This is a genomic window from Providencia xihuensis (genome assembly GCF_041953405.1).
GTDB classification, from domain to species: Bacteria; Pseudomonadota; Gammaproteobacteria; order Enterobacterales; family Enterobacteriaceae; genus Providencia; species Providencia vermicola.
Map to the genome: position 1 here is coordinate 4,383,588 of NZ_CP169565.1, position 21,695 is coordinate 4,405,282.

19 protein-coding genes are annotated in these 21,695 nt (G+C 37.9%); 7 read left to right on the top strand and 12 right to left on the bottom strand.

Going from position 1 to position 21,695, the window contains the following annotated elements:
• Positions 1–26: 26 nt before the first annotated feature.
• A complete protein-coding gene (locus tag ACE2AL_RS20035) occupies positions 27–1,076 on the top strand; it encodes a divergent polysaccharide deacetylase family protein (RefSeq protein ID WP_375083799.1) in 1,050 nt (349 codons plus the stop codon).
• Between the two features lie 66 nt (positions 1,077–1,142).
• Here ACE2AL_RS20035 and tdh read toward each other — a convergent pair whose 3' ends face one another.
• Together tdh and ACE2AL_RS20045 are read right to left on the bottom strand one after the other, a co-directional pair.
• Complete coding sequence (gene tdh / locus ACE2AL_RS20040; protein ID WP_272539960.1) at positions 1,143–2,168, bottom strand: L-threonine 3-dehydrogenase; 1,026 nt, start codon at positions 2,166–2,168, stop codon at positions 1,143–1,145.
• 10 nt (positions 2,169–2,178) lie between these two features.
• Positions 2,179–3,375, bottom strand: a complete 1,197-nt coding sequence (locus ACE2AL_RS20045) for a glycine C-acetyltransferase (RefSeq protein ID WP_272681562.1) — start codon at positions 3,373–3,375, stop codon at positions 2,179–2,181.
• 229 nt (positions 3,376–3,604) lie between these two features.
• On the opposite strand from ACE2AL_RS20045, the gene rfaD reads away from it, so the two are divergent.
• Genes rfaD through rfaC form a run of 3 tightly spaced genes read left to right on the top strand, consistent with a single transcriptional unit; the run spans position 3,605 to position 6,564 of the window.
• Positions 3,605–4,543, top strand: coding sequence for an ADP-glyceromanno-heptose 6-epimerase (gene rfaD / locus ACE2AL_RS20050; RefSeq protein WP_206085769.1), 939 nt, complete (start codon positions 3,605–3,607; stop codon positions 4,541–4,543).
• Between the two features lie 9 nt (positions 4,544–4,552).
• A complete protein-coding gene (gene rfaF, locus ACE2AL_RS20055) occupies positions 4,553–5,599 on the top strand; it encodes an ADP-heptose--LPS heptosyltransferase RfaF (protein ID WP_272681563.1) in 1,047 nt (348 codons plus the stop codon).
• Complete coding sequence (gene rfaC, locus ACE2AL_RS20060) at positions 5,599–6,564, top strand: lipopolysaccharide heptosyltransferase RfaC (protein ID WP_272681564.1); 966 nt, start codon at positions 5,599–5,601, stop codon at positions 6,562–6,564. The genes rfaF and rfaC overlap by 1 nt, the downstream gene beginning before the upstream one ends.
• A 37-nt stretch (positions 6,565–6,601) precedes the next feature.
• Here the strand turns inward: rfaC and ACE2AL_RS20065 are convergent, their stop codons facing one another.
• Both ACE2AL_RS20065 and waaA read right to left on the bottom strand, forming a co-directional pair.
• The gene (locus tag ACE2AL_RS20065; RefSeq protein WP_206085763.1) at positions 6,602–8,062 is read right to left on the bottom strand and encodes a glycosyltransferase family 39 protein; all 1,461 of its coding nucleotides are present in this window, start codon (positions 8,060–8,062) and stop codon (positions 6,602–6,604) included.
• A gap of 187 nt (positions 8,063–8,249) precedes the next feature.
• Positions 8,250–9,530, bottom strand: coding sequence for a lipid IV(A) 3-deoxy-D-manno-octulosonic acid transferase (gene waaA / locus ACE2AL_RS20070; protein ID WP_206085995.1), 1,281 nt, complete (start codon positions 9,528–9,530; stop codon positions 8,250–8,252).
• Positions 9,531–9,733: 203 nt separating this feature from the next.
• Here waaA and coaD point away from each other — a divergent pair, with 203 nt between their 5' ends.
• Positions 9,734–10,219: a pantetheine-phosphate adenylyltransferase gene (gene coaD / locus ACE2AL_RS20075; protein WP_206085761.1), complete on the top strand. Its 486-nt coding sequence runs from the start codon at positions 9,734–9,736 to the stop codon at positions 10,217–10,219.
• A 10-nt stretch (positions 10,220–10,229) separates the two neighbouring features.
• Here coaD and mutM read toward each other — a convergent pair whose 3' ends face one another.
• Positions 10,230–11,039, bottom strand: a complete 810-nt coding sequence (gene mutM / locus ACE2AL_RS20080; protein ID WP_206085753.1) for a bifunctional DNA-formamidopyrimidine glycosylase/DNA-(apurinic or apyrimidinic site) lyase — start codon at positions 11,037–11,039, stop codon at positions 10,230–10,232.
• Positions 11,040–11,239: 200 nt separating this feature from the next.
• On the opposite strand from mutM, the gene ACE2AL_RS20085 reads away from it, so the two are divergent.
• On the top strand, positions 11,240–12,478 hold the full coding sequence (locus tag ACE2AL_RS20085; RefSeq protein ID WP_349422706.1) for an O-antigen ligase family protein: 1,239 nt from the start codon (positions 11,240–11,242) through the stop codon (positions 12,476–12,478).
• Positions 12,479–12,519: 41 nt separating this feature from the next.
• On the opposite strand, the gene ACE2AL_RS20090 is transcribed toward ACE2AL_RS20085, so the two are convergent.
• Complete coding sequence (locus ACE2AL_RS20090) at positions 12,520–13,560, bottom strand: glycosyltransferase (RefSeq protein WP_375083800.1); 1,041 nt, start codon at positions 13,558–13,560, stop codon at positions 12,520–12,522.
• Between the two features lie 326 nt (positions 13,561–13,886).
• Here ACE2AL_RS20090 and ACE2AL_RS20095 point away from each other — a divergent pair, with 326 nt between their 5' ends.
• Positions 13,887–15,440: a phosphoethanolamine transferase gene (locus tag ACE2AL_RS20095; RefSeq protein ID WP_349422707.1), complete on the top strand. Its 1,554-nt coding sequence runs from the start codon at positions 13,887–13,889 to the stop codon at positions 15,438–15,440.
• Between the two features lie 43 nt (positions 15,441–15,483).
• Here ACE2AL_RS20095 and ACE2AL_RS20100 read toward each other — a convergent pair whose 3' ends face one another.
• The 6 genes from ACE2AL_RS20100 to rfaQ are packed head-to-tail and all read right to left on the bottom strand — an operon-like array spanning position 15,484 to position 21,554.
• The gene (locus ACE2AL_RS20100) at positions 15,484–16,455 is read right to left on the bottom strand and encodes a glycosyltransferase family 52 (protein WP_349422708.1); all 972 of its coding nucleotides are present in this window, start codon (positions 16,453–16,455) and stop codon (positions 15,484–15,486) included.
• A complete protein-coding gene (locus tag ACE2AL_RS20105) occupies positions 16,448–17,491 on the bottom strand; it encodes a glycosyltransferase family 9 protein (protein WP_349422709.1) in 1,044 nt (347 codons plus the stop codon). Before ACE2AL_RS20105 ends, ACE2AL_RS20100 begins: the two co-directional genes overlap by 8 nt.
• Positions 17,492–17,534: 43 nt before the next feature.
• Positions 17,535–18,545, bottom strand: a complete 1,011-nt coding sequence (gene waaO / locus ACE2AL_RS20110; protein WP_349422711.1) for a lipopolysaccharide 3-alpha-galactosyltransferase — start codon at positions 18,543–18,545, stop codon at positions 17,535–17,537.
• Positions 18,546–18,573: 28 nt separating this feature from the next.
• Positions 18,574–19,371, bottom strand: coding sequence for a lipopolysaccharide core heptose(I) kinase RfaP (gene rfaP, locus ACE2AL_RS20115; RefSeq protein ID WP_206085719.1), 798 nt, complete (start codon positions 19,369–19,371; stop codon positions 18,574–18,576).
• Entirely contained in the window at positions 19,364–20,488 is a 1,125-nt protein-coding gene (locus tag ACE2AL_RS20120) for a glycosyltransferase family 4 protein (RefSeq protein WP_375083801.1), read from the bottom strand. The genes rfaP and ACE2AL_RS20120 overlap by 8 nt, the downstream gene beginning before the upstream one ends.
• A gap of 1 nt (position 20,489) precedes the next feature.
• Positions 20,490–21,554 carry a lipopolysaccharide core heptosyltransferase RfaQ gene (gene rfaQ, locus ACE2AL_RS20125; protein ID WP_272539968.1) on the bottom strand — a complete coding sequence of 355 codons (1,065 nt, stop codon included), beginning with the start codon at positions 21,552–21,554 and terminating at the stop codon, positions 20,490–20,492.
• Positions 21,555–21,695 lie beyond the last annotated feature (141 nt).

Sequence of the window (21,695 nt, forward strand, 5' to 3'; positions counted from 1 at the left end):
TAAAATCAAACGATTAGGATGAAATTATGTTGAAGCGCTTACCCTTTAGATTATTCATTAGTTTACCGCTGTTACTGATGAGCCTGCAGGTGAGCGCCGCAAAACTCGCGATAGTCATTGATGATTTTGGCTATCGCGCTAAAGAAGATAACCAAATTTTAGCACTTTCCCCCGCGGTCACGATTGCGATTTTACCCAGTTCGCCCCATGGCCGTGAAGTGGCGGAAAAAGCCTACCAGCAAGGGCGGGATATTCTGATCCACATGCCCATGAAACCATTGAGTAAGCAGCCCTTAGAAAAAGACACTCTCGCCCCCTCAATGAGTTCGGCGGAAATTGACCGTATTATTAAAAATGCTATTTCCCGTGTACCCCATGCAAAAGGCATGAATAATCATATGGGTAGCGAAATGACATCCAACCTGCCAGGTATGCGTAATGTGATGCAGAGCCTCTCGCAATCAAATTTATTTTTTCTCGATAGTGTGACTATCGGCAATACGCAGGCAGGAAATGCCGCAAAAGAATTTGGCGTCCCAACACTGCGCCGTAACATCTTTATTGATAACCACCAATCAGAAGAAGAAACACGTACCCAACTAAATAAAGCCGTTGCTTATGCGCGAAAACACGGTAGCGCTGTAGCGATAGGTCACCCGCATCCCTCTACTGTGCGTGCACTGCAAAAATATTTGCCACAACTGCCCGCTGATATCGAACTGGTTGCAGTAAGTGCATTGGTTAACCCTCAAGATCCTGCAAAGCAACCTGCGACATCACTCAGAATGCTCTCTGAAGAAGCACAGAAAAAACCTGAGCAACCTAAAGAGAAACAGCCTGACAGTGAGCAGCCAAAAGCACCAGAGTCAACGGAATCGATTGAAAGCAAACCAGAAGATGGACTTATTGTCGAAGAGTTAGGCATTTGTGAGGTCACAATACCTGAAACGAAATTACAAGGTATCGATTTAATTATGTCGATTGTCGAAAATATTTATCAAGACAAAACATTGCAACCATTGCTTAAACAAGAAGCGCCAACGAAAAAGCGCATGCTTTTTAAAACCGAATCTTAGAGGTTAGCTCCCACATACATCATTCCCTTCTGAAGGTAATAACCTCAGAAGGGAATAACTCGCTAATTAATCCCAGTTTAAAATCACTTTTCCGGCTTGGCCTGAGCGCATAACGTCAAAGCCTTTTTGGAAATCATCAATGGAAAATTGATGAGTGATGATGGGTGATAAATCTAATCCTGATTGGATCAGTGTCGCCATTTTATACCAAGTTTCGAACATCTCTCGGCCATAAATACCTTTAATAAACAGTCCTTTGAATATAACTTGGCCCCAATCTGTTGCCATTGAGGCAGGAGGTATCCCTAATAACGCAATACGTCCACCATGGTTCATGGTGTCTAACATGGTTTGAAAAGCCGCAGGCGCCCCCGAAACTTCTAATGCCACATCAAAACCTTCTTTCATGCCGAGTTCGTTCATCACATCTTTTAGGTTTTCACGACTCACATTGACTGCACGGGAAACACCCATTTTTTTCGCTAATTCAAGGCGATAGTCATTCACATCCGTAATAACTACATGACGAGCGCCAACATGGCGACAGACCGCGGCAGCCATGATGCCAATCGGCCCAGCTCCAGAAACCAGCACATCCTCACCCACTAAATCGAACGAAAGCGCTGTATGCACAGCGTTACCAAATGGGTCAAAAATAGCGGCTATTTCATCGGGAATATTGTCGGGTATTTTGAATGCGTTGAAAGCTGGGATCACCAAATACTCGGCGAAACAGCCTTCTCGATTCACGCCTACACCAATTGTATTACGACAAAGATGGGTACGGCCACCACGACAGTTACGGCAGTGACCACATGTAATATGCCCTTCTCCTGACACTCGGTCACCAATTTTAAAACCTTTGACTTCCTGCCCAATCGCAACAATCTCCCCTATATATTCATGACCGACCACCATCGGGACAGGAATGGTTTTTTGTGACCATTCATCCCAGTTATAGATATGTACATCTGTACCGCAGATAGCGGTTTTGCGAATTTTGATCATCACATCATTGTGCCCGAGTTCCGGTTTCGGAACGTCCGTCATCCATATACCTGGTTCAGCTTTTAGTTTGGACAGTGCTTTCATAAAAGACCTTTTATTTGATTATTTTTAGTTTTCTACCAATGCGGGTGAATGCTTCAACGGCGTGTAAAATATCCTCCTCACTGTGGGCTGCGGACATCTGTGTACGAATTCGTGCCTGACCTTGCGGCACAACTGGGTAGAAAAAGCCAGTGACATAGATACCTTCATCAAGTAGCTCTTTCGCAAAAGTTTGGGCGAGCTTGGCGTCACCTAACATAACAGGGATGATAGCGTGGTCGGCTCCGGCAAGCGTGAAACCCGCTGCCGTCATTCTTTCCCTAAATAACACCGCGTTACGCCATAGTTTTTCACGTAGTGATTGGCCTTCTTCCATCATATCAATCACTTTGATAGACGCGGCAACAATCGCAGGCGCAAGGGAATTCGAGAATAAATAAGGGCGAGAACGCTGACGTAGCCACTCAACGACCTCTTTTTTCGCTGCCGTATAACCACCGGAAGCACCGCCAAGTGCTTTACCTAACGTTCCCGTAATAATATCGATACGCCCCATTACATTGCAGTATTCATGGCTACCGCGGCCATTTTCGCCGACAAAACCCACGGCATGGGAGTCATCAACCATCACTAACGCTTGGTACTCATCCGCTAAGTCACAAATAGATTGTAAATCAGCAATCACACCATCCATTGAAAAAACGCCATCAGTGGCAATTAAAATATGACGAGCCCCCGCCGCTTTTGCTTCTTCTAGGCGTTCTTTTAACTCAACCATATTGTTATTGCTGTAACGGTAGCGTTTAGCTTTACTTAACCGCACACCATCAATAATTGAAGCATGGTTTAATGCATCAGAAATAATGGCATCTTCTGGCCCCAATAAGGTTTCGAATAGGCCGCCGTTAGCATCAAAACAGGATGAATAGAGAATAGCGTCTTCCATGCCTAAGAAATCAGCCAGTTTGCGCTCTAAAACTTTATGGCTGTCTTGCGTTCCACAAATAAAACGGACGGAAGCCATTCCAAAACCATGAGTATCCATGCCTTGTTTAGCCGCTTCAATTAACGCTGGGTGGTTCGCAAGCCCAAGATAATTATTAGCGCAGAAATTGATGACTCGTTGGCCTCCGACAATTTCAATGTCGGCATCTTGTGAGGTCGTAATAATGCGTTCGTGTTTAAATAACCCATCCGCTTCAATTTGTACCAATTGGTCTTGAATCTGCTGATAAAATCTTTCTGACATGATTTCTTCCTGTATAGTGACTATTTATAGAGTTTAATAATAGTCTCTGTGTGTAGCGATATTCACAGCATAAATAAGTTAAGTTTGTAGCCAAGATCACGATATTTACCTTGTTCCCATTCAGCCCCTAGTTCAATTCTCTGCTATCAATGCTACCGTCTGCGCCAAGAGATGTTATTATAGTCATCAATTGTTATTCCATTTTCTTAACCCATTTGAGGTATACCCAATGATCATAGTCACTGGTGGAGCTGGTTTTATTGGCAGCAATATTGTTAGAGCCCTAAATGCAATCGGCCGCACAGATATCCTAGTGGTAGATAATCTGAAAGATGGCACTAAATTTGCCAACCTTGTTGACCTTGATATTGCGGACTACGCAGATAAAGAAGATTTTCTTGTTAGCATCCTTTCAGGTGATGACTTTGGCGATGTTGATGCCGTATTCCATGAAGGTGCATGTTCATCCACTACGGAGTGGGATGGCAAGTATATGATGGATAATAACTATCAGTATTCTAAAGAGTTATTACATTACTGCTTAGAACGCGAAATTCCCTTCTTATACGCCTCTTCTGCCGCCACTTATGGCGGCCGTAGCGACAACTTTATTGAAGAACGTGAGTTCGAAAAGCCATTAAATGTCTATGGTTACTCTAAATTCCAATTTGACCAATATGTTCGTGAAATCCTGCCAGAAGCTGAGTCACAAATTTGCGGCTTCCGTTATTTCAACGTTTATGGCCCAAATGAAGAACACAAAGGTGGCATGGCGAGCGTTGCTTATCATTTAAATAAACAAATTAATGAAGGGCAAAACCCGAAATTGTTTGAGGGTAGCGAAACATTCCGCCGTGACTTTATCTATGTTGGCGATGTTGCCGCAGTGAATTTATGGTTCTGGGAAAATAACGTTTCAGGTATTTTTAACTGTGGAACAGGGCGCGCAGAGTCTTTCCAAGCCGTTGCCGATGCCGTGACTGAATTTCACAAAGACAAAAATGTGGCTGTCGAATATATTGAATTCCCAGAAAAATTAAAAGGTCGCTACCAAAGCTTCACACAAGCGGACCTCACCAAGTTACGTGCCGCTGGTTACACTGCGCCATTTAAAACGGTTGCAGAAGGTGTCACTGAATACATGCAGTTACTCAATAAAGACGCGTAATTAGTATTTATGAAAATATTGGTGATCGGCCCTTCGTGGGTAGGGGATATGATGATGTCACAAAGCCTATATCGTACGATAAAGGCGCTTCATCCTCACGCACAAATTGATGTGATGGCACCACAATGGTGCCGTCCTTTATTAGCAAAAATGCCTGAAGTCAATCAAGCCATCCCGATGCCTTTAGGCCATGGTGCCCTTGAAATCGGTGAACGTCGTCGATTAGGCATCAGTTTGCGGGAAAATGGGTACGACCAAGCGATTGTTTTGCCTAACTCATTAAAATCTGCACTTGTTCCGTTCTTTGCTCACATTGCAAAAAGAACGGGCTGGCGCGGGGAGATGCGTTATGGGTTACTCAATGATATTCGCCCATTGAATAAAGAAGCGTTTCCACTCATGGTACAACGCTACGTTGCGCTTGCTTATGATAAGCAAACTATTCAATCTGCTGCTGATATCCCATCACCAATATTAAAACCTAAACTTGTCACGGTGCCACAAGAAGTCAACGAAACACTGCAAACCTTTGGCATTGATGATTCTCGCCCAATTATTGGTTTTTGCCCAGGTGCAGAGTTCGGCCCCGCAAAACGCTGGCCGCACTATCATTATGCAACGCTCGCTCAAGAGCTAATCAGTTTAAAAGGCTACCGAGTCTTATTATTTGGTTCCCAAAAAGACCATCCCGCAGGGGAAGATATTCGCCAAAGTCTAACGGATGATGCCAAATCGTACTGCTATAATTTTGCAGGGAAAACCTCGCTAGAACAAGCCGTTAACTTAATTGATGCCTGCCATGCCGTTGTCAGTAACGATTCAGGCCTTATGCATGTCGCTGCCGCATTAGATAAACCTTTAGTTGCACTTTATGGCCCAAGCAGCCCAGATTTCACACCGCCTTTATCTGATAAAGCAGAAGTGATCCGCTTAATCGAGGGGTATCATAAAGTTCGTAAAGGGGATGGCGAAAGCGGTTATCACCAAAGCCTGATCGATATCCAGCCAGAAATGGTTTTAGACGCATTAGCCCGTTTAAATATAGGTATTGAATAATGCGAGTATTATTAGTCAAAACATCCTCAATGGGCGATGTTTTACATTCTTTGCCTGCATTAACCGATGCTCAGCAAGCTATTCCCAATATTCAATTTGATTGGGTCGTTGAGGAAGGTTTCGCTCAAATTCCAACATGGCACAGTGCGGTCAACCAAGTGATCCCTGTCGCTATCCGCCGTTGGCGAAAAAACTGGTTTTCTGCGCCGATCAGGGCTGAACGTGCAGCTTTTCGCCAGCAACTGCAAGCAACACAGTATGATGCAATTATTGATGCTCAAGGCCTGCTAAAAAGCGCATTTCTTGTTACGCGCTTGGCACATGGCGATAAACACGGCTATGACCGCCATAGCATTCGTGAACCTCTTGCCAGTTTTTTCTACGACCACCGTTATGCTATTAGCAAGCAACAACACGCCGTTGAACGCATCCGTCAATTATTTGCGAAAAGCCTTGATTATACTTGCCCAACGCAACAAGGTGACTACGCTATTGCGCAGCATTTCCGACAATCTTCAACTCGTCAGGAATGCCCTTACGTGGTTTTCCTACACTCAACCACCCGTGATGATAAACACTGGCCTGAAGAAAGTTGGCGGAATTTAATTGAATTAATGGCGGGGAGTGGCATAAAAATAAAGCTACCGTGGGGAGCGCCACATGAACAGCAACGCGCACAGCGGTTGGCAAACGGTTTTGATTTTGTCGAAGTATTACCAAAGCTCACACTTGCTGAAGTTGCGCAGCAAATTGCCAATGCCAAAGCTGTTGTCTCTGTTGATACAGGGCTAAGCCATCTAACTGCTGCACTGGATAAACCTAACTTCACGCTCTTTGGCCCTACCGATCCAGGGCTGATTGGGGGTTATGGGCAAGAACAGCACGAATTGATATCAACCAACAAGGTTATGGCTAATATTACACCAAATACAGTTTATCAACAGCTGGTTCAATTTATTTCATAAGATAAAAAATCGGCATATCGCCGATTTTTTCTTTAGATCATTTCTGCGGTGCAATAAACCCAAAGCACATCGTTTCAGGCGCGGCATCAGGCTCTGACTGGTAAATGACATCTTCTTTTTCTATGGTAAATTGCGGCCAGAACTTACGTACTTTGGCAAAATTCTCATGGGCACAATCATCGTATTTTTTACCTAATAACAAAGCACCATGCTGGCGAATTTCTGCTTCAGTGATATCACGGTTATATACATTTGGCGGCATATGTTTCTCCATCGACCAAGGTTGGATAACATGCGGCCTGTCTTTCCCATAAATAATAAACCATTGATATTGGTTATCTTCGCCACCGACGTATTTCACGGGTGTACCATAGCGCTGATACCAACGCTGTTCACCATCAGCAATTAAGGTTTTAACACCAATAAATTTTTGCCCTGCTCCGCGGATATTCGCCGCTTGCACTGTGATATAACCGACAACCACTAAAACCCCAAAAATCGCAAAACCAATGAGTGATTTGTTAAACGGTTTTCTTGGCATCACAGTTATTGAGCCAACAAACAAAGGTGCAATAATCGCCATAAAAGGCTGTAACCATTCTGTAATCCGCCCGCCATCATGGAACGAGAACCAGCCATAAATAACAACTAGAGGGAATAAAATAATGAAATTTGCCATACGATTAGGCAATGCTTTAGGCCACCCAAGTTTCCCGCCACTGCAATAAATAATAATGGCCGCAATCACTAACGGGTAAAAAACACTAAGTGCCGCTTGAGTTGTATGGAAATTAAAACCAGGGTCAATTTGCGAATCCACCCATTTGAAAGCAGAGAAATCCGTTGCCATCAACCAAAAGAAATTAGGTAGAACTAAAGCAAACCACAGTGCGATAGCCAAATAAAAGACAGGATAACGATAGCTTTGACGCGCTTGCTTAACAAAAATAGTCAGTAAAAAAACCGAGCCGACTAAAGCCAATGTTGAGTATTTACCCATAGTTGCCAGCCCAGCAAACAAGGCAAAAGGCAACCACCACGCTGGATTATCATCCACCGCACGCAAAAAGAAATACAACACCCATGGCCACAAAGTGACTAAAATATAGTTATCATTATAAGGAATGATATCGAAATTAATGACACCTGATAAATTCAGCATCAACATTGCAAACCAAGCGAGATCACGACGCCCAGTTAAACGATAAGCCAGCTTCCAGACACCCAACAGACCAAACGCAATACCGATAAAATGGATCAAATACCAATAAAAACTATACGAAATCCCCAAATAGATAGCTGGCCACATCAATACGCCAACAAACCAGGGATTTTTCGGGGAGCCCCATTCCCCATTCATTCCCCAATTCACAGCTTCTACCGTGTCATAAGGCACTGTTGGGTCAAAATAAAAGCTCGCTAAGATCCATGCTACGGCATAGCCTATGATCCATAAATAAACATATTTATTTGAATTTGGTTGATTGATTGCTGGCATACTGTCTTAAAATATAAGGAAAAAACAAGTACTCTATTCATTACTTAAAAAGCAAAATAGAATACCCCTATAACAAACGGTGCAGTCTACTATAGTTTAAATATAATACTAAGGTGTGGAAGAAAATATTCACTGTTCATTGTTGAAATGTTCAAGTTAGCCTATCTAAAAAAGACACTCTTGATTATTATTGTTCTTTTGGGGGTAAATATGGCTGCAATAATTTTAATAGCCGTTGCAGAGCGCCTTGGTTTTCATGTAAAACTTCTGCAGCATGGCGGCCATAATATAAACGGTAGTCTTCATCAGAAAGCAAGCTAGTTACAGCTTGAGCCATCGATTCACTATCCGTGACAGTAATCAGCCCATCTGCCTGCGTTAACTTTCCACAAATATCTTTAAAATTAAAGGTATGCGGTCCCATTAAAACGGGTAATGCATGCGCTGCCGCTTCTAGAGGGTTATGCCCTCCCGTTTCAACTAAGCTTCCACCAACAAAGGCAATATCTGCAATTCCATACAGCAACATCAATTCACCCATGGTATCGCCAATAACCACTTGAGTATCTACGCTAGGAATAGTGTTGGCACTACGACGAATAAACGTTAAGCCCGCTTTTTGAGTTAGCTCTTCAGCTTTCGTAAAACGTTCAGGGTGGCGAGGGACTAAAATAAGCAATAAATTAGGAAAACGTTTTAATAACTTTTGGTGTGTCTCTAAGACAATCGCTTCTTCACCATCATGAGTACTGGTCGCAATCCATACAGGGCGATGAGCAGCCCATTGCCTGCGAAGTGTAATGGCTCGAACGGCTAATTCAGGGGTAACAGAAATATCAAATTTTAAGCTTCCCGTCACGGTTAACTGCATACGCCTTAACCCTAACTGAACAAAGCGCTCACCATCTTCTTGGTGCTGTGCTGCAATCATCGTGACATTACGCAGCATACGCTTCACAAAGCTGCCTAATTTTTGATAACCCGCTGCGGAACGCTCTGACAATCGCGCATTGGCGATAACTAAAGGAATTTTTTGCTTATGTAGTTGATTTATCATGTTTGGCCAAAGCTCAGTTTCCATGATGATCACAAGCTTAGGGTCAACCTGCTTAAGAAAACGACGCATCGAGCCAGGTAAATCATAGGGTAGGTAAACATGGCTAACATCATCACCAAATGCGGACTGTACACGTTCCGACCCTGTTGGCGTCATTGTTGTAACAGTGATGGGCAAAGAAGGATAATGATGACGGAGTGCCCTGACTAAAGGGACTGCAGCGAGCGTTTCGCCAACTGACACCGAATGCAGCAAAATGCCTTGAGGCTTAACTTTACCCGCACAAAAACCATAGCGCTCGCCCCAACGTTTACGGTACGCAGGCGCTTTTCGGCTACGCAGTAAAAGGCGAACCCATATAAATGGCTGGATAAGATAAAGAAGTACCTGATATAACCGCAGCAATAACATTCGATCTGATTCACTTACCAAAATTGGCGCTATCTTACCATAAACCTTCTGCAAAAGTGTGCAGAATATGCACCTAAAAATTCACAGAGCCTCGCTAACTCTTGTTGCAACCATGCGAGATAGCCGATAAGGTTAAACGCTCACATCGCTTATTTACGCTAATATTTTGAATAAGCAATAACAAACAATGAGATACTATCGCCATGGAACATAAAGCCATCTACCCAGGTACCTTTGACCCGATCACATCAGGGCACGTTGATATTGTCACCCGTGCAGCGGCAATGTTTGACCATGTGCTACTCGCGATAGCCAATAGCCAACGCAAGAACCCCATGTTCACCCTTGATGAGCGAGTTTCCCTTGCAAGGGAAGTAACGTCTCATCTTGATAATGTTGAAGTCGTGGGTTTTTCTGAGTTAATGGCGAGCTTTGCACAAAAAAAAGGGGCGAATATTCTAATTCGTGGTGTCCGTTCCGTGGCTGATTTTGAATATGAGTGGCAATTAGCGAATATGAACCGCCACTTCGTCCCTGAATTAGAAACGGTATTTTTACTCCCATCACAAAGCCTATCTTTCGTTTCATCCTCTTTAATCAAAGACGTTGCCCTTCATGATGGTGATATTTCCTCTTTTCTGCCCCCTGTCGTTGCAGATGCGATGCTAAGAAAGCTCAATAAAAAATAGCTATTACAGATTACTTTTGGCATTGCGGACAGAAAAAAGTACTACGCTGGCCTTGTTTAATACTTTCAATTGGTGTTCCGCACATTGAACAAGGCTCTCCCTTTTTACCATACACAAACAACTCTTGTGCAAAATACCCCGGTTTACCATCTGACTGCAAAAAATCCTTCAGCGTTGTACCACCTTGCTCAATCGACCGTGTTAACACGAGTTTGATTTGCTTAACCAACTCCGTGATTTCAGCCAATGTTAATGTATTGGTTATTTTTTCAGGTGAGATTTTTGTCGCAAATAAAGCTTCATTTGCATAAATATTGCCAACGCCAACCACGACTTTGTTATCCATCAGCCAAGGCTTGACCGCCACTTTCTTTTTTTGTGAGAGTTCATAAAGATATTGCGGGTTAAATGCATCAGATAGGGGCTCAGGGCCCAAGTGCGCGAGTACCGAACTATTTTCTAAGTCGTCACACCACAACCAAGCGCCAAAACGCCGAGGGTCGGTATAGCGTAAAACTTTACCGTCACGCATGACTAAATCTACATGGTCATGTTTTTCTTCAGGTAACTCTTGCGTTAAAATACGCACACTGCCTGACATCCCTAAGTGAACGATAATCCAGCCCTTTTTCAATTCAATCAGCAAATACTTCGCACGGCGTTGTACACTTAAAACAATTTCATCAGATAAACTTTTTATTTGTTCACTGACAGGCCAACGCAAACGGCTGTTTCTTACGACTGCATAAGAGATTGTATTACCGACTAAATGTGGTTCAATGCCACGACGGCTGGTTTCGACTTCTGGTAGTTCTGGCATTTTAAACCCTACATAAATCAGATATTAAATATACAATACAGTATGTGGCGCATTAAACGAAATAGGTTACCAGATAGAATCCTTTTATCCATTGGATTTCTTTGCTTCGTTATGAATGTGCTATGTTTACATTCCATACTCTTTCCTACATGATAAGCATCAATTTTTGAGATTAAATCAAAGACAATAAAGGCAATTTCGTGAAAATAAACAGCTTTCTCCTCCACCAATTTCCTTTTTTATTACTATTTTTAGTCACACTGGGAATGTTTACCAACGATACGCAGGGGGTATTAAATGTCTCAGTTGTCTTGCTTTTTTTATATACAACTTTCACACTTTTAAAGAATAGAGTTAATATCAAAACTGACCTTCTCGCTCTAATTAAGGCAAGAAAGATGCTTTTTTTATTTGGTGGCTGGGGGCTATTTTGCGCTATATTTTTTACTTATTCAGGCTTCACTCAAGAGGCCATCAAAGCATTCTTTGATGATTGGCGATATGTTTTTATTATTACTTTCTTTCTTCTCGTATTTAAAAGCGATGGTGATAAATCAAAAAAAACAATCTGTTATGCACTCATTGCCACATTGGCCTTTATAATATTTTTTATTCCAATTCTAAAACAGTTTAAAAATAGTGCTTTACCTCTCTACTTACAACTTAGATATGGTTTCGCACATTATATGACACTCTTATTTCCCTTTACTTTCAGCGCCTTATTTCTATTCAAACAAAGAATATTAAAAGCCTCTATGCTACTTCTTTCTATATTGGCCTTCTTGTTCATATTGTATACTGGTAGCCGAGGAGGTTTCCTCTCTGTTATTATTGAAGCTGCTATTATTTTGTTTATTTTATCCTCAAACTACAAAAAACTCATTGTTAATATTGTGAGTTTTGGTGTTTTAGCAATAGTAGTTGTTTTCGCCTCTTATCATTACATCCCGCAAGTAAAAAATAAAATAAACCAATCTCTATATGCGTCAGACATCACTTCATCTCGAGGTAAAATCATTGATACTCGATATCCAATTTTTACTCAAAATCTCTCATATCAATTGATGGGAACGGGCTATGGTTCAGTCGCTTATAATCAGTTTTTATTTGATAATAATGCCCCAAAATTCAGTGGTGGAATGGGGTATTCTAGAAGTAAAAAAGAATCATTTTACAACAATGATGAACCCTTCTTTCTAAATATTAGCTATAATATAGGCCTAATTGGATTAGTTCTGTTTTTGGTAACATTTGCCATCAATATGAGAGACTTATTTAAAAGTATTCAAGTTGAAAAAGATATTTTTAATGTTGGGATATTTGTTTCATCTATCGGCTACTTTTTAGTTTATTGTCTATTTGAATTTATTTTTATCGATATCTTTATTTTATATAATATTTTAACGGCTATTTTTATTCGAAAAATACTAATCAAGTAAAGAAAGGCCCTGTATAAACGTAAATAAACAGGGTTTTAAAATCAAAATATCTTTTTAACTAAATACTTAAATGTTGTAGACAGAAAACCTAAATAATCTCCATTCTTTCTTAAATGTGATTTCTTTCTTGATAACTGTTTATACCCTTTTGGCTTTATTAAACCGATGTCTTTCCATGGAGACTGGCGCCTTGCCTCTTCAAAAAAAGCATATTCCTCATAAAATCTTGCCCACTCATGAAATGGTTTAGTCAAGCCAACAAAGTGAATAAAAACAACATCTTGAGTTATTTTAGGGATGCTGGATTTTTTCCCTATATACCAGTCTAAAGAGAACATATAATTAAAATTCTCACTAATATTAACTAGCTTCGTATTTAATAAAATATTCAAGGCATCTTGGTCTGGGTGACTAAAATCATTATCACTAACTAACTCAATCACTTTATTTGGAATATTATATTCAGCTAATTTTTTTACTGACATATATAAAAAGCCAGAGTTAAAATACATTGACATATTCATTGGCAATGTTTTTTTCTGGCTACAAAACTTATCTTTTACCGCGTACAAAAAAATATTTTCGTTAAACTCTAATGAATCAAGATAAGATAGATTACCTTTACAGATAATATCTGCATCTAAGTACAATAACTTATTGATACTTTTTCCTGCTAAATAAGAGATAATGATCAGGCGAAAATAGATTGCAGAGCTCCAGCCTTTCGATGGCAAAGGTAATGATTGAAATTTTTCGTTATCAATCAAATAAATAGTTAACCTATGTTGCGTTCCTTCAATCAAGCGATGAAAAAGCAATTCATTTTTTAATTTATCAATAAAAACATGGAAATGAAAACGACGTTCAGTGTTATAGATAAGAATTGAGGATATTGAAGTACCTACACCGTATAAAAAATTTTCATCTACACCATAAGCGATATGAAAAAAGTCTCCATCACTGATGTTGGTATCTGAGCTTATTTCTATTTTTGATTTTATCATCTCATTACTTAACATCATATGTTCCCATTGCAAGCCTTTTACCATTTTAACTTTAACGCCACTTTCTATAAGTATCATCAATAGTATAAACTATTCTTGGTTTGATTTTAGGTTATTCACGTAGTTTTACACTTTATTCTTTTCACGGAAAACATCATAGAATCAATGCACTAAATGATAATAACTATCATCCCCCCCTGTTGTTAACAAATTGTTGCTCACCTTTATTCATTAGTAAACACAATACCCATAACTCTAAGTAGTCCCCTTTTACTCGTGTAAATACTTTAGTTTTCCTTTATAATCACGAAGTAAAGCATTATACAAAGCATACTCTATAAAAATACAATAAGCTCAATGACTAACGAGTATAACAGTTTTATTTTTAATCACATGGCTGCTCTATGATACAAAAACCAGAGTTAAAAAAAACCTTATTGGTTTTATTTTCCTTAATTATCCTAGCCTCTATAGCTAAACTTATGTTACTAGGCTCGGGGAATGCGCACCCTACAGTAAGGGAAATAACGTTAGTTTGTTTTTTAATTATTATATTAAGCTCTTCAAATAAATCTTACTGGTACATAGGATTTCCAATTGTATTGGTTAATGCTATATACACGCCTATTGGCTTAAACTTCGGTGAGCCTACTTATCAATATATTTCATCTGTTATTGCTACAGATGCGATGGAGTCCAAAGAATTTTTCACTCAAATTCCGATAAAAAATTATCTTTTTTCAATAGTGATTGTAGCTGGGTTTATTTTCTATCGAAAGATAACCGTTAAGAATGGAATATACTTTTATAAAAATAAAACACTACTTGTTTGCTTAGCTATTCTTGCATTGATAAACCAGTCTCCTTTTAAACTTTTTGATAATATGTATCAATCAACACTAAATGTGAAAAAAGAAGTTGATAGCCTCAGTGAGTTCACTAAAAATAGTGAATGGGGAAAATCAACATTAATAAAGGATAGGACTCAATATGATGACTATGTTTTAGTTATCGGCGAGAGTGTTCGCCGAGATTATATGAGCGCTTATGGGTACCCAATAGATAACACCCCATTTATCAATAAAACTAATGGTACAATAGTTGAAGGTTTAACTTCTGGTGGAACCAATACCGTTTCTTCGTTACGCGTAATGTTAACACAATCAAGTACAGAAAGCTGGGAACCCAACTATGGGCAAAATTTTGTTGATTTAGCAAAATCAGCTGGCTATAAAGTTTACTGGATCTCAAATCAAGGTTTTCTTGGTGAATTTGATACACCAATAACGTTTATCGCCAAAAGGAGTGATGTTAAAAAGTTCAACAAGATGGGGGCCTTTAACTCCAACGATTCAAGTGACTTTAGCTTAGTAAATATGTTTAAAGATGAATTAGAAGAAAAAGTAAATAAGAATCAAAAACGGTTATTTGTCATCCATTTATATGGTTCTCACCCTGATGCTTGTGCACGTATTGAAGATTATGAAAATAAATATGTCACTAAAGATAAAAAATATACGAATATCTCATGTTATGTCTCAAGTATCGAAAAAACAGACAATATCCTTGAATCAATTTATAATATATTAAAAATACAAGAAAAAGAAAATAATCGTAGTTTTTCAATGTTATACTTTGCAGACCATGGTGTTTCGCATACCATGATTGATGATGAAATAAAATTAAACTTAAGTAATTCATCTACTCAAGTTCTAAGAACTCCATTAATGGTATTCAACTCTGATAGCTCCAAAAAGGAATATATAAAAACAAAAAAATCAGGAAAATTATTTATACAAGGTATAGCAAATTGGCTGAATATCAAAAATAGTAAGATTCAGCCTAATTACAGCCTATTTACAGAACAAAAAGACAATGATGGATATAATTTTGAACAACAATTTGAGAGACTAAGAAATGGGGATACTGACTTACCCATTGATGTGAGTGAAAAATAGCTTAGAATTCCCTATTTTGCCTATTAATGTTAATAGGCAATTTTCAATCAAGATCAATTATGATAAGTTCCCTAGACAAATCAAATAATAAAAATGATTCAAATATATCCTCCCTAATTAAATTAGTCCTTAACAAAGTTATTTTTACATTATTCATTTTCATTAAGTTTAGCTGGCATGTACTAGCAAATCCAATTAAATTAACTGAGTGCCCATCACTAATAAGTTTTATAATAAAATCTTCAGATATCGTATCCACACTTTTTTCTATCATAGAAAATGCGTCAATTAAATTTTCTCTCGGATGTCTAAGATAAATAATATTAGGGTACTGCCTTGACAATTCTCTTATTTTACTAAGTAATAAATTAAAATTTTCTTCATTTTTATCTCTCAGTATATCCTTAAATTTTGACCCTATAAATATGTTAATATTTTCTTTCTGAACGTTATTTTTAAAATCAAAATCAAATAAATTAATCTTCACCAATTTAGATTTAACATTTAATTTTCTGTTATTATCTAAAATAGTATAATGAACATCACTCTCATTAATTATTCTCTTTATACTATAGTTATTTTGATAAAATAGTTTAGTTAATTTATGTTTTATTTTTCTTTTTTCCTTTAATTCCAAATCAATATTTTTAATTGTATTGATATTTAATATTCCATCATCAAATGTTCTAATAATAAAATCACTTTTTATATTTGACAATATATAATGAACAGTTAAATCATTTGCATTTGCAAGATACACAAAAAGGTTTCCATTTTTTATTTTGGAAATAAATCTCATGATATGCTTGAAATTAAATATCCCATAATCCATCCCAGAAATTAAGTAGGAATCATATTCAGTAAGAATATTTTTCCTTATCCCATTATTAATTATAGAATTTGCTTTGAGATACAAAACATGAAATTCATTATCAAAAACACTAAATTCTTTTTTTATTTTTGAGACTATACTTAATTGCAAAGGTGAGCATACAATAAATATATGATTATTCATTGTCTCCTCCAACTTTATCTAAGAGTTTTAATTCGTGTAAAATAGCATTAACTATATCATTCACATTAAGATTACTAATTCCTGTTGACTCTACTATTTGTTTAGACTTAGCATAGTTTGGAGCACATAAAAAATCCGTGTTGAACCCATCATTAAATACTGAACTATAAAATGCTAGCAAAGGAATATCCCTGCTATTTGCTAAATGAACAAAAGATGTATCTGAAGAAATACAAAAATCACAAAGACTTAATATTGCAGCAGATGAAATAAAGCTCTCTGTTTTAAAAAAGTAAACATTTTCATCAATATTAATATTTTTCACTCTGTATTCTTCGCAGAGTATAATAATACTTATATTTTTTTCTTTTTTTAACTTACCTAAAACTGCATTAACTTGCTCATCACTAAAACTTCTTTCTAGGGTTGATGCGAATGGGCAAAATGCAATTTTTAAATCTGACGTTGGAATATTACCTAGTAGTTCATGGGCTTTTTTTATTTCACCATCTGGTATGTTAACAATATATTGCCCTTCAATTTTACTATTAAAGAATTTTTTTAAAACATGATTATAATAATCAGTTATATGAATACCATTTTCTGAAAGAAAATTATCACTATATTTACTTGGCTTTTTAACATTAAAACCACTCAAATACTTATACTTCATTTCACTTAATAGTTTATAATATCTATAAGAAAAAAACCATCCACAGTGACTATAAGGATCCACAACTAAATCATATTTTTGCTGATTTGTTTTTTTTTCATCAATGCAAAGTACATTTCTCACATCTTTATTATTAGTGAATATGTCAAAGTTTTTTTTAGCAATAATAACATCTATGCTCTTATTTAACTTTTTTAGTTCATGAATAAATGAGGTTGCCATTATTGCATCACCAATTCCAACATTAATCAAAATCAGACATACTGAATTAATACTCTCTCCTTCCTCGTAACTAGCTAGTTTTAGCATATTAGTCTGCTGAATTATTGATTTTATTTTATATTTAAATTCACTAAAACTCATATTGTCACCTAACATAGAAATTACATATAGCTAATGAATATTATCAAACTACCTTTTTTAGTAAATATTTGAGATAATTTTTGATACATGCAAAATATCTTTTCTGATAGCTTAAATGCTTCGCACAATAGCGTAAATGATTACTACTCTTCGCTTTTAATAAGGGAATATCTTTCCATGGAGATGCATTTTTTGCATCTATAAAAGGCTGAGCAGTGGGGTAATTGGCCCATTCATGCCAAGGCTTAGTCGGTCCAATATAATGGATCAAAACAGTATCAGATGTTATTGGATTTTCTTTTTTACCTTTTTGTAGCTCATAGTTGATGCTGTATTGGGTGTTATATTTCCCATCAAGATAAATAACTTTCTCTGTTAAGAGCATATTTAAAATATCCTGATCGAGATAAGATAGTTTCGCTTTAACGGTCTCTTGAGAAAGTAATTCCATTGCCTTAGTCGATATATCAAATTTTGACCAATTGACTAAATTAAGAACCAAAAAACCTGCATTAAAATAGCCGGAAGCAATACTTGGGATCCCTAAAGCATCGGCCCGCTTTTGCCACCATACCTTGTCTCTTTCTGGTACTACTGCTGCAATCTCATCTTGTTCAAACTGAATATCTAATAGCGGTTTCAATGAGCCTTGGCACATAATATCCGCATCCATGTAGATCATTCGTTCTAATTGATTCGAAAAATAATCCGCAATAATAAACCTAAAATAGGTAGCATAGGACCAGTTCTTAGTACTCGGTAATGATCTTAGTTGTTCACAATCAATAAGATATATTTTAATACTAGTTTTGTATTGTTCTGCAAGCGCCTTAAACAATCGAGATTGTTCATCATCAAAATAGTCTGTAAAAACATGAAATGAGAATGAAATATCAGAATTTGCTTTTAATAATGATGCGATGGAAATCCCACAACCATATAAAAAATTACGGTCAATACCATACGAAACATGCAAGCTACCATCACCAATAACCGTATCAGATGATGATAAATCAATCTGTTTTGTAACTGCATTTTCCTTATTGAAGAACATTATTCTATCTCTCTAATTTCGATTGTATTTACAATGACTTTCTAATCGTACGTTCTTTTATCTTTTCAGCTTTACGACTGACTTTTCCAATAAGTGCTTGCTCTTTTTTTAAAATTTCTTTTAATGGTAAGGAAAAATAAATCTTCATAAAACGAAAAATATCACGTTGGGTAAGCCCAATATTTAGCGAAGAATAATAGAGGCCAATTAAATCTTTGTCACGCCAACGCATTGGGACTGATTTTCTCAGTTGTGCGCGGTGCAAATCAATCACGGATATTTTTAAATCACCTTCATTTTCGGTGAAAGGTAAATGGAGTAGAAAATGGCAAATATAACAGTCACGATGATTAATACCCGCTTTATGCATACCACGAACCATGTCAGCAACTCGGCGAATAATCATTTGTTTCGTACGAAATAACGGGGGCTCATTTAACCAATTTGCACAATAATCTTCCAAGCTAATGGTTGGCGTTAAGTCTTCTGTAATAATAAATGAATGGCGGCGCAGCGGATTTACCCCTTTTTGCCCAAAGGCACGTCCATTCATCGTATCGACACCCACTTGTGTAAGCCGATGAATCGCATTCCATTCTCTATCTGCACCTAAAACAGGCAACCGAAAAGAAATCAGATTTTTCAGGACTTCTTTTAAGGTTGTACCATAATGAATTTTGATAAAATAACTACGACTTTCAACCTCAAAACGTAGCGTTTTTCGGGTCTCTAATGCACGAAAAACCTCACCTTGCAGTTTATCCGCTTCAATAAATGGATCTTTATTTTTCCAAAGCTCATCAAAAGGTGATTTTAATTCAATCATTTTGGCATCCTAAAATAATATCAGCTGCCTTTTGCGGTAGACTATATAAGTCTTCCGTATCTGCAAACTTTTGGGCATTTTTAACCCACGTCATGCGCTTTTCTGTCTCTTCTAAACCATTTTGTAACGCATAATTGAGTTCTGATTGCTCAAAAGGTTCGTTAATAACGACTCCACATTGCGCTTTTTGAATAAACGAGGCGTAACCACACACTTCAGTAACAATAATAGGTAAGCCCGCAGTAATCGCTTCCAATAAGACAATACCCGCAGCCTCTTGGTACGCAGGGTGCATTAAGATATCGGCCGCAGCCATTAATTCTGCAATATCATTACGCCCACTAAAGAAAGATACCTGCTGGCTAATACCTAATGATTGTGCTAACTGCTGGTATTTTGACGGTTTATCTTGCCCTACCACCATCAGCAGTGTGTTTTTCTTGATGTTCTCTGGTAGTTCAGCAAGAGCCCTTAACGTACGGTCAACACCTTTACGCTTAAAGTCAGAGCCTACTTGCAATAGCAAAAACGCAGATTCTGGGATTTGGTTCTTTTGGCGATAAATCCGTTTTGCATCAGTAATTTGCTTATCGTATTTACGATCCAAAGCAATACCTGGTGGCAACATATGGAAACGCACATCTTCAGTTTGGTAGTGCTTTTTGAAATGTTTGATTTGATGTGGTGTTAACATTAATAGTTGTGTGGGTTTATCCACATCAAAAACGGCTTTTTCGAATGCCGCATAATGCTTATAACGTGGTGTCAGTTTATAGAAAAAACCTTTTTCTTCAGCAACTTTCTGTGCATAACACACATCCGCAGCATAATAAACATCCAAACCAGGCATCTTATTAAAGCCAACAATACGGTCAACAGGGTGCTGCTTAATATTTGCGAGTACCCAGTCACAATATTGTGCATTTCGACCATGATTGGTGCTTGAAGACACGGGGACAATGACAACCTCAAACCCATCAGGTTTTTCGCCTTCCCATGATTGGGTATACACTCGAATATGATGACCCCGTGATTGGCATTCTGTCGCAATGCGCAAAAAATCGCGCTGTAAACCACCAAAAGGGAAGTATTTATACAAGCAAAATGCCAATTTCATATTAATACCTTGTCATCATGGAACGGATATTCATTGGCAACAATTTTTCCGTTGCTTTAATCACATCTGAGGCAGGAATAATCGAAAGATATTTTTTATTTCTATCCAATTCATCCCGTGGTGGCATTGCTTCGTAATCACCCGCCCAAAATTGTACTGCATTATCCGTCCATGGGCGCCAAAATATGTGATTAGTTGCGCCAAAAAGACACACAATTGGTGTATTTACAGCTGCGGCTATATGCATCGGTGCTGAATCTACACCAATAAATAATGCAGCATGGGCAATCAATGCGCCAAGTTCAGGAAACGTCGTTTTACCCGCTAATTCAATCACTGGCTTTGTTCGGCAACCATTCGCAATATTATTGACACATTCAAGATCTTCCTTGCTTGGCCCAGAAGTTAATACCACTTGGTAACCACGCGATTGCAATGCATCAATGACTTCAGAGAATTTCTCATCATCCCAGCACTTAAAAATTTGCCGCGCTGTTGGCTGAATAACCACATAGCTGCTATGCACGCCTAAGTCTAATAGCCTTTGGTCAATATTTTTCCAATCATCCGCTGTGTAAGACATCGTTAGATTTGTTTTAAGTTCTTTTAATTCTAACGGTTTAAGCACGGATAAATTATTTAAAACAACATGCTCCCCTTCGGGGATAGTTAAATGCGTGAAGCTGTTACGCCAATATTTAGAATCACGATGACTAAACTGGTGCGAAATTTTTGTTCCCGCAGGAATTGAACGCACCAGTAAACTTACCATCCACTGATCTGCTAAATTAACAACCAAATCGTATTTATTTTTACGCAGCACTAAAAGCAATTTAATAAAATTGCACGCTTTACTTATCCCACTACTTTTTTTATTTGCCATCCCATATAGCGCATTAATTTCGCTGTTTTCAGATAGGATAGGGAGCGTATCCTGATAAAGCAAAACATCAATTTCAGCATCAGGATATTGGTGTTTTAATGAACTGATAACTGGCGTTGTCAGCAACATGTCCCCATGAAACCGCATCTTGATAACAAGAATTTTTTTAAACTGTTTTTTCACCAGGCACTCTTAGTCAGGTCTATGTATAAAAAGTAAAAGACGATAGATATTCGACAATAAATATCATCATTAATTCAATCAATATTCGCTATGTTACTACTTTCAGAATAATGGTCATAGCCTCCTGTGCGCATATCGCCA

What these genes read in the sequence shown, in the direction of transcription:
- rfaD (WP_206085769.1), top strand. Translation starts at nt 3,605, where the DNA reads ATGATCATAGTCACTGGTGGAGCTGGTTTTATTGGCAGCAATATTGTT.
- ACE2AL_RS20120 (WP_375083801.1), bottom strand. Translation starts at nt 20,488, where the DNA reads ATGAAATTGGCATTTTGCTTGTATAAATACTTCCCTTTTGGTGGTTTA.
- ACE2AL_RS20095 (WP_349422707.1), top strand. Translation starts at nt 13,887, where the DNA reads ATGATACAAAAACCAGAGTTAAAAAAAACCTTATTGGTTTTATTTTCC.
- ACE2AL_RS20090 (WP_375083800.1), bottom strand. Translation starts at nt 13,560, where the DNA reads ATGATACTTATAGAAAGTGGCGTTAAAGTTAAAATGGTAAAAGGCTTG.
- ACE2AL_RS20105 (WP_349422709.1), bottom strand. Translation starts at nt 17,491, where the DNA reads ATGAGTTTTAGTGAATTTAAATATAAAATAAAATCAATAATTCAGCAG.
- ACE2AL_RS20035 (WP_375083799.1), top strand. Translation starts at nt 27, where the DNA reads ATGTTGAAGCGCTTACCCTTTAGATTATTCATTAGTTTACCGCTGTTA.
- rfaC (WP_272681564.1), top strand. Translation starts at nt 5,599, where the DNA reads ATGCGAGTATTATTAGTCAAAACATCCTCAATGGGCGATGTTTTACAT.
- ACE2AL_RS20100 (WP_349422708.1), bottom strand. Translation starts at nt 16,455, where the DNA reads ATGAATAATCATATATTTATTGTATGCTCACCTTTGCAATTAAGTATA.
- ACE2AL_RS20065 (WP_206085763.1), bottom strand. Translation starts at nt 8,062, where the DNA reads ATGCCAGCAATCAATCAACCAAATTCAAATAAATATGTTTATTTATGG.
- ACE2AL_RS20045 (WP_272681562.1), bottom strand. Translation starts at nt 3,375, where the DNA reads ATGTCAGAAAGATTTTATCAGCAGATTCAAGACCAATTGGTACAAATT.
- rfaP (WP_206085719.1), bottom strand. Translation starts at nt 19,371, where the DNA reads ATGATTGAATTAAAATCACCTTTTGATGAGCTTTGGAAAAATAAAGAT.
- coaD (WP_206085761.1), top strand. Translation starts at nt 9,734, where the DNA reads ATGGAACATAAAGCCATCTACCCAGGTACCTTTGACCCGATCACATCA.
- waaA (WP_206085995.1), bottom strand. Translation starts at nt 9,530, where the DNA reads ATGTTATTGCTGCGGTTATATCAGGTACTTCTTTATCTTATCCAGCCA.
- waaO (WP_349422711.1), bottom strand. Translation starts at nt 18,545, where the DNA reads ATGTTCTTCAATAAGGAAAATGCAGTTACAAAACAGATTGATTTATCA.
- mutM (WP_206085753.1), bottom strand. Translation starts at nt 11,039, where the DNA reads ATGCCAGAACTACCAGAAGTCGAAACCAGCCGTCGTGGCATTGAACCA.
- rfaF (WP_272681563.1), top strand. Translation starts at nt 4,553, where the DNA reads ATGAAAATATTGGTGATCGGCCCTTCGTGGGTAGGGGATATGATGATG.
- tdh (WP_272539960.1), bottom strand. Translation starts at nt 2,168, where the DNA reads ATGAAAGCACTGTCCAAACTAAAAGCTGAACCAGGTATATGGATGACG.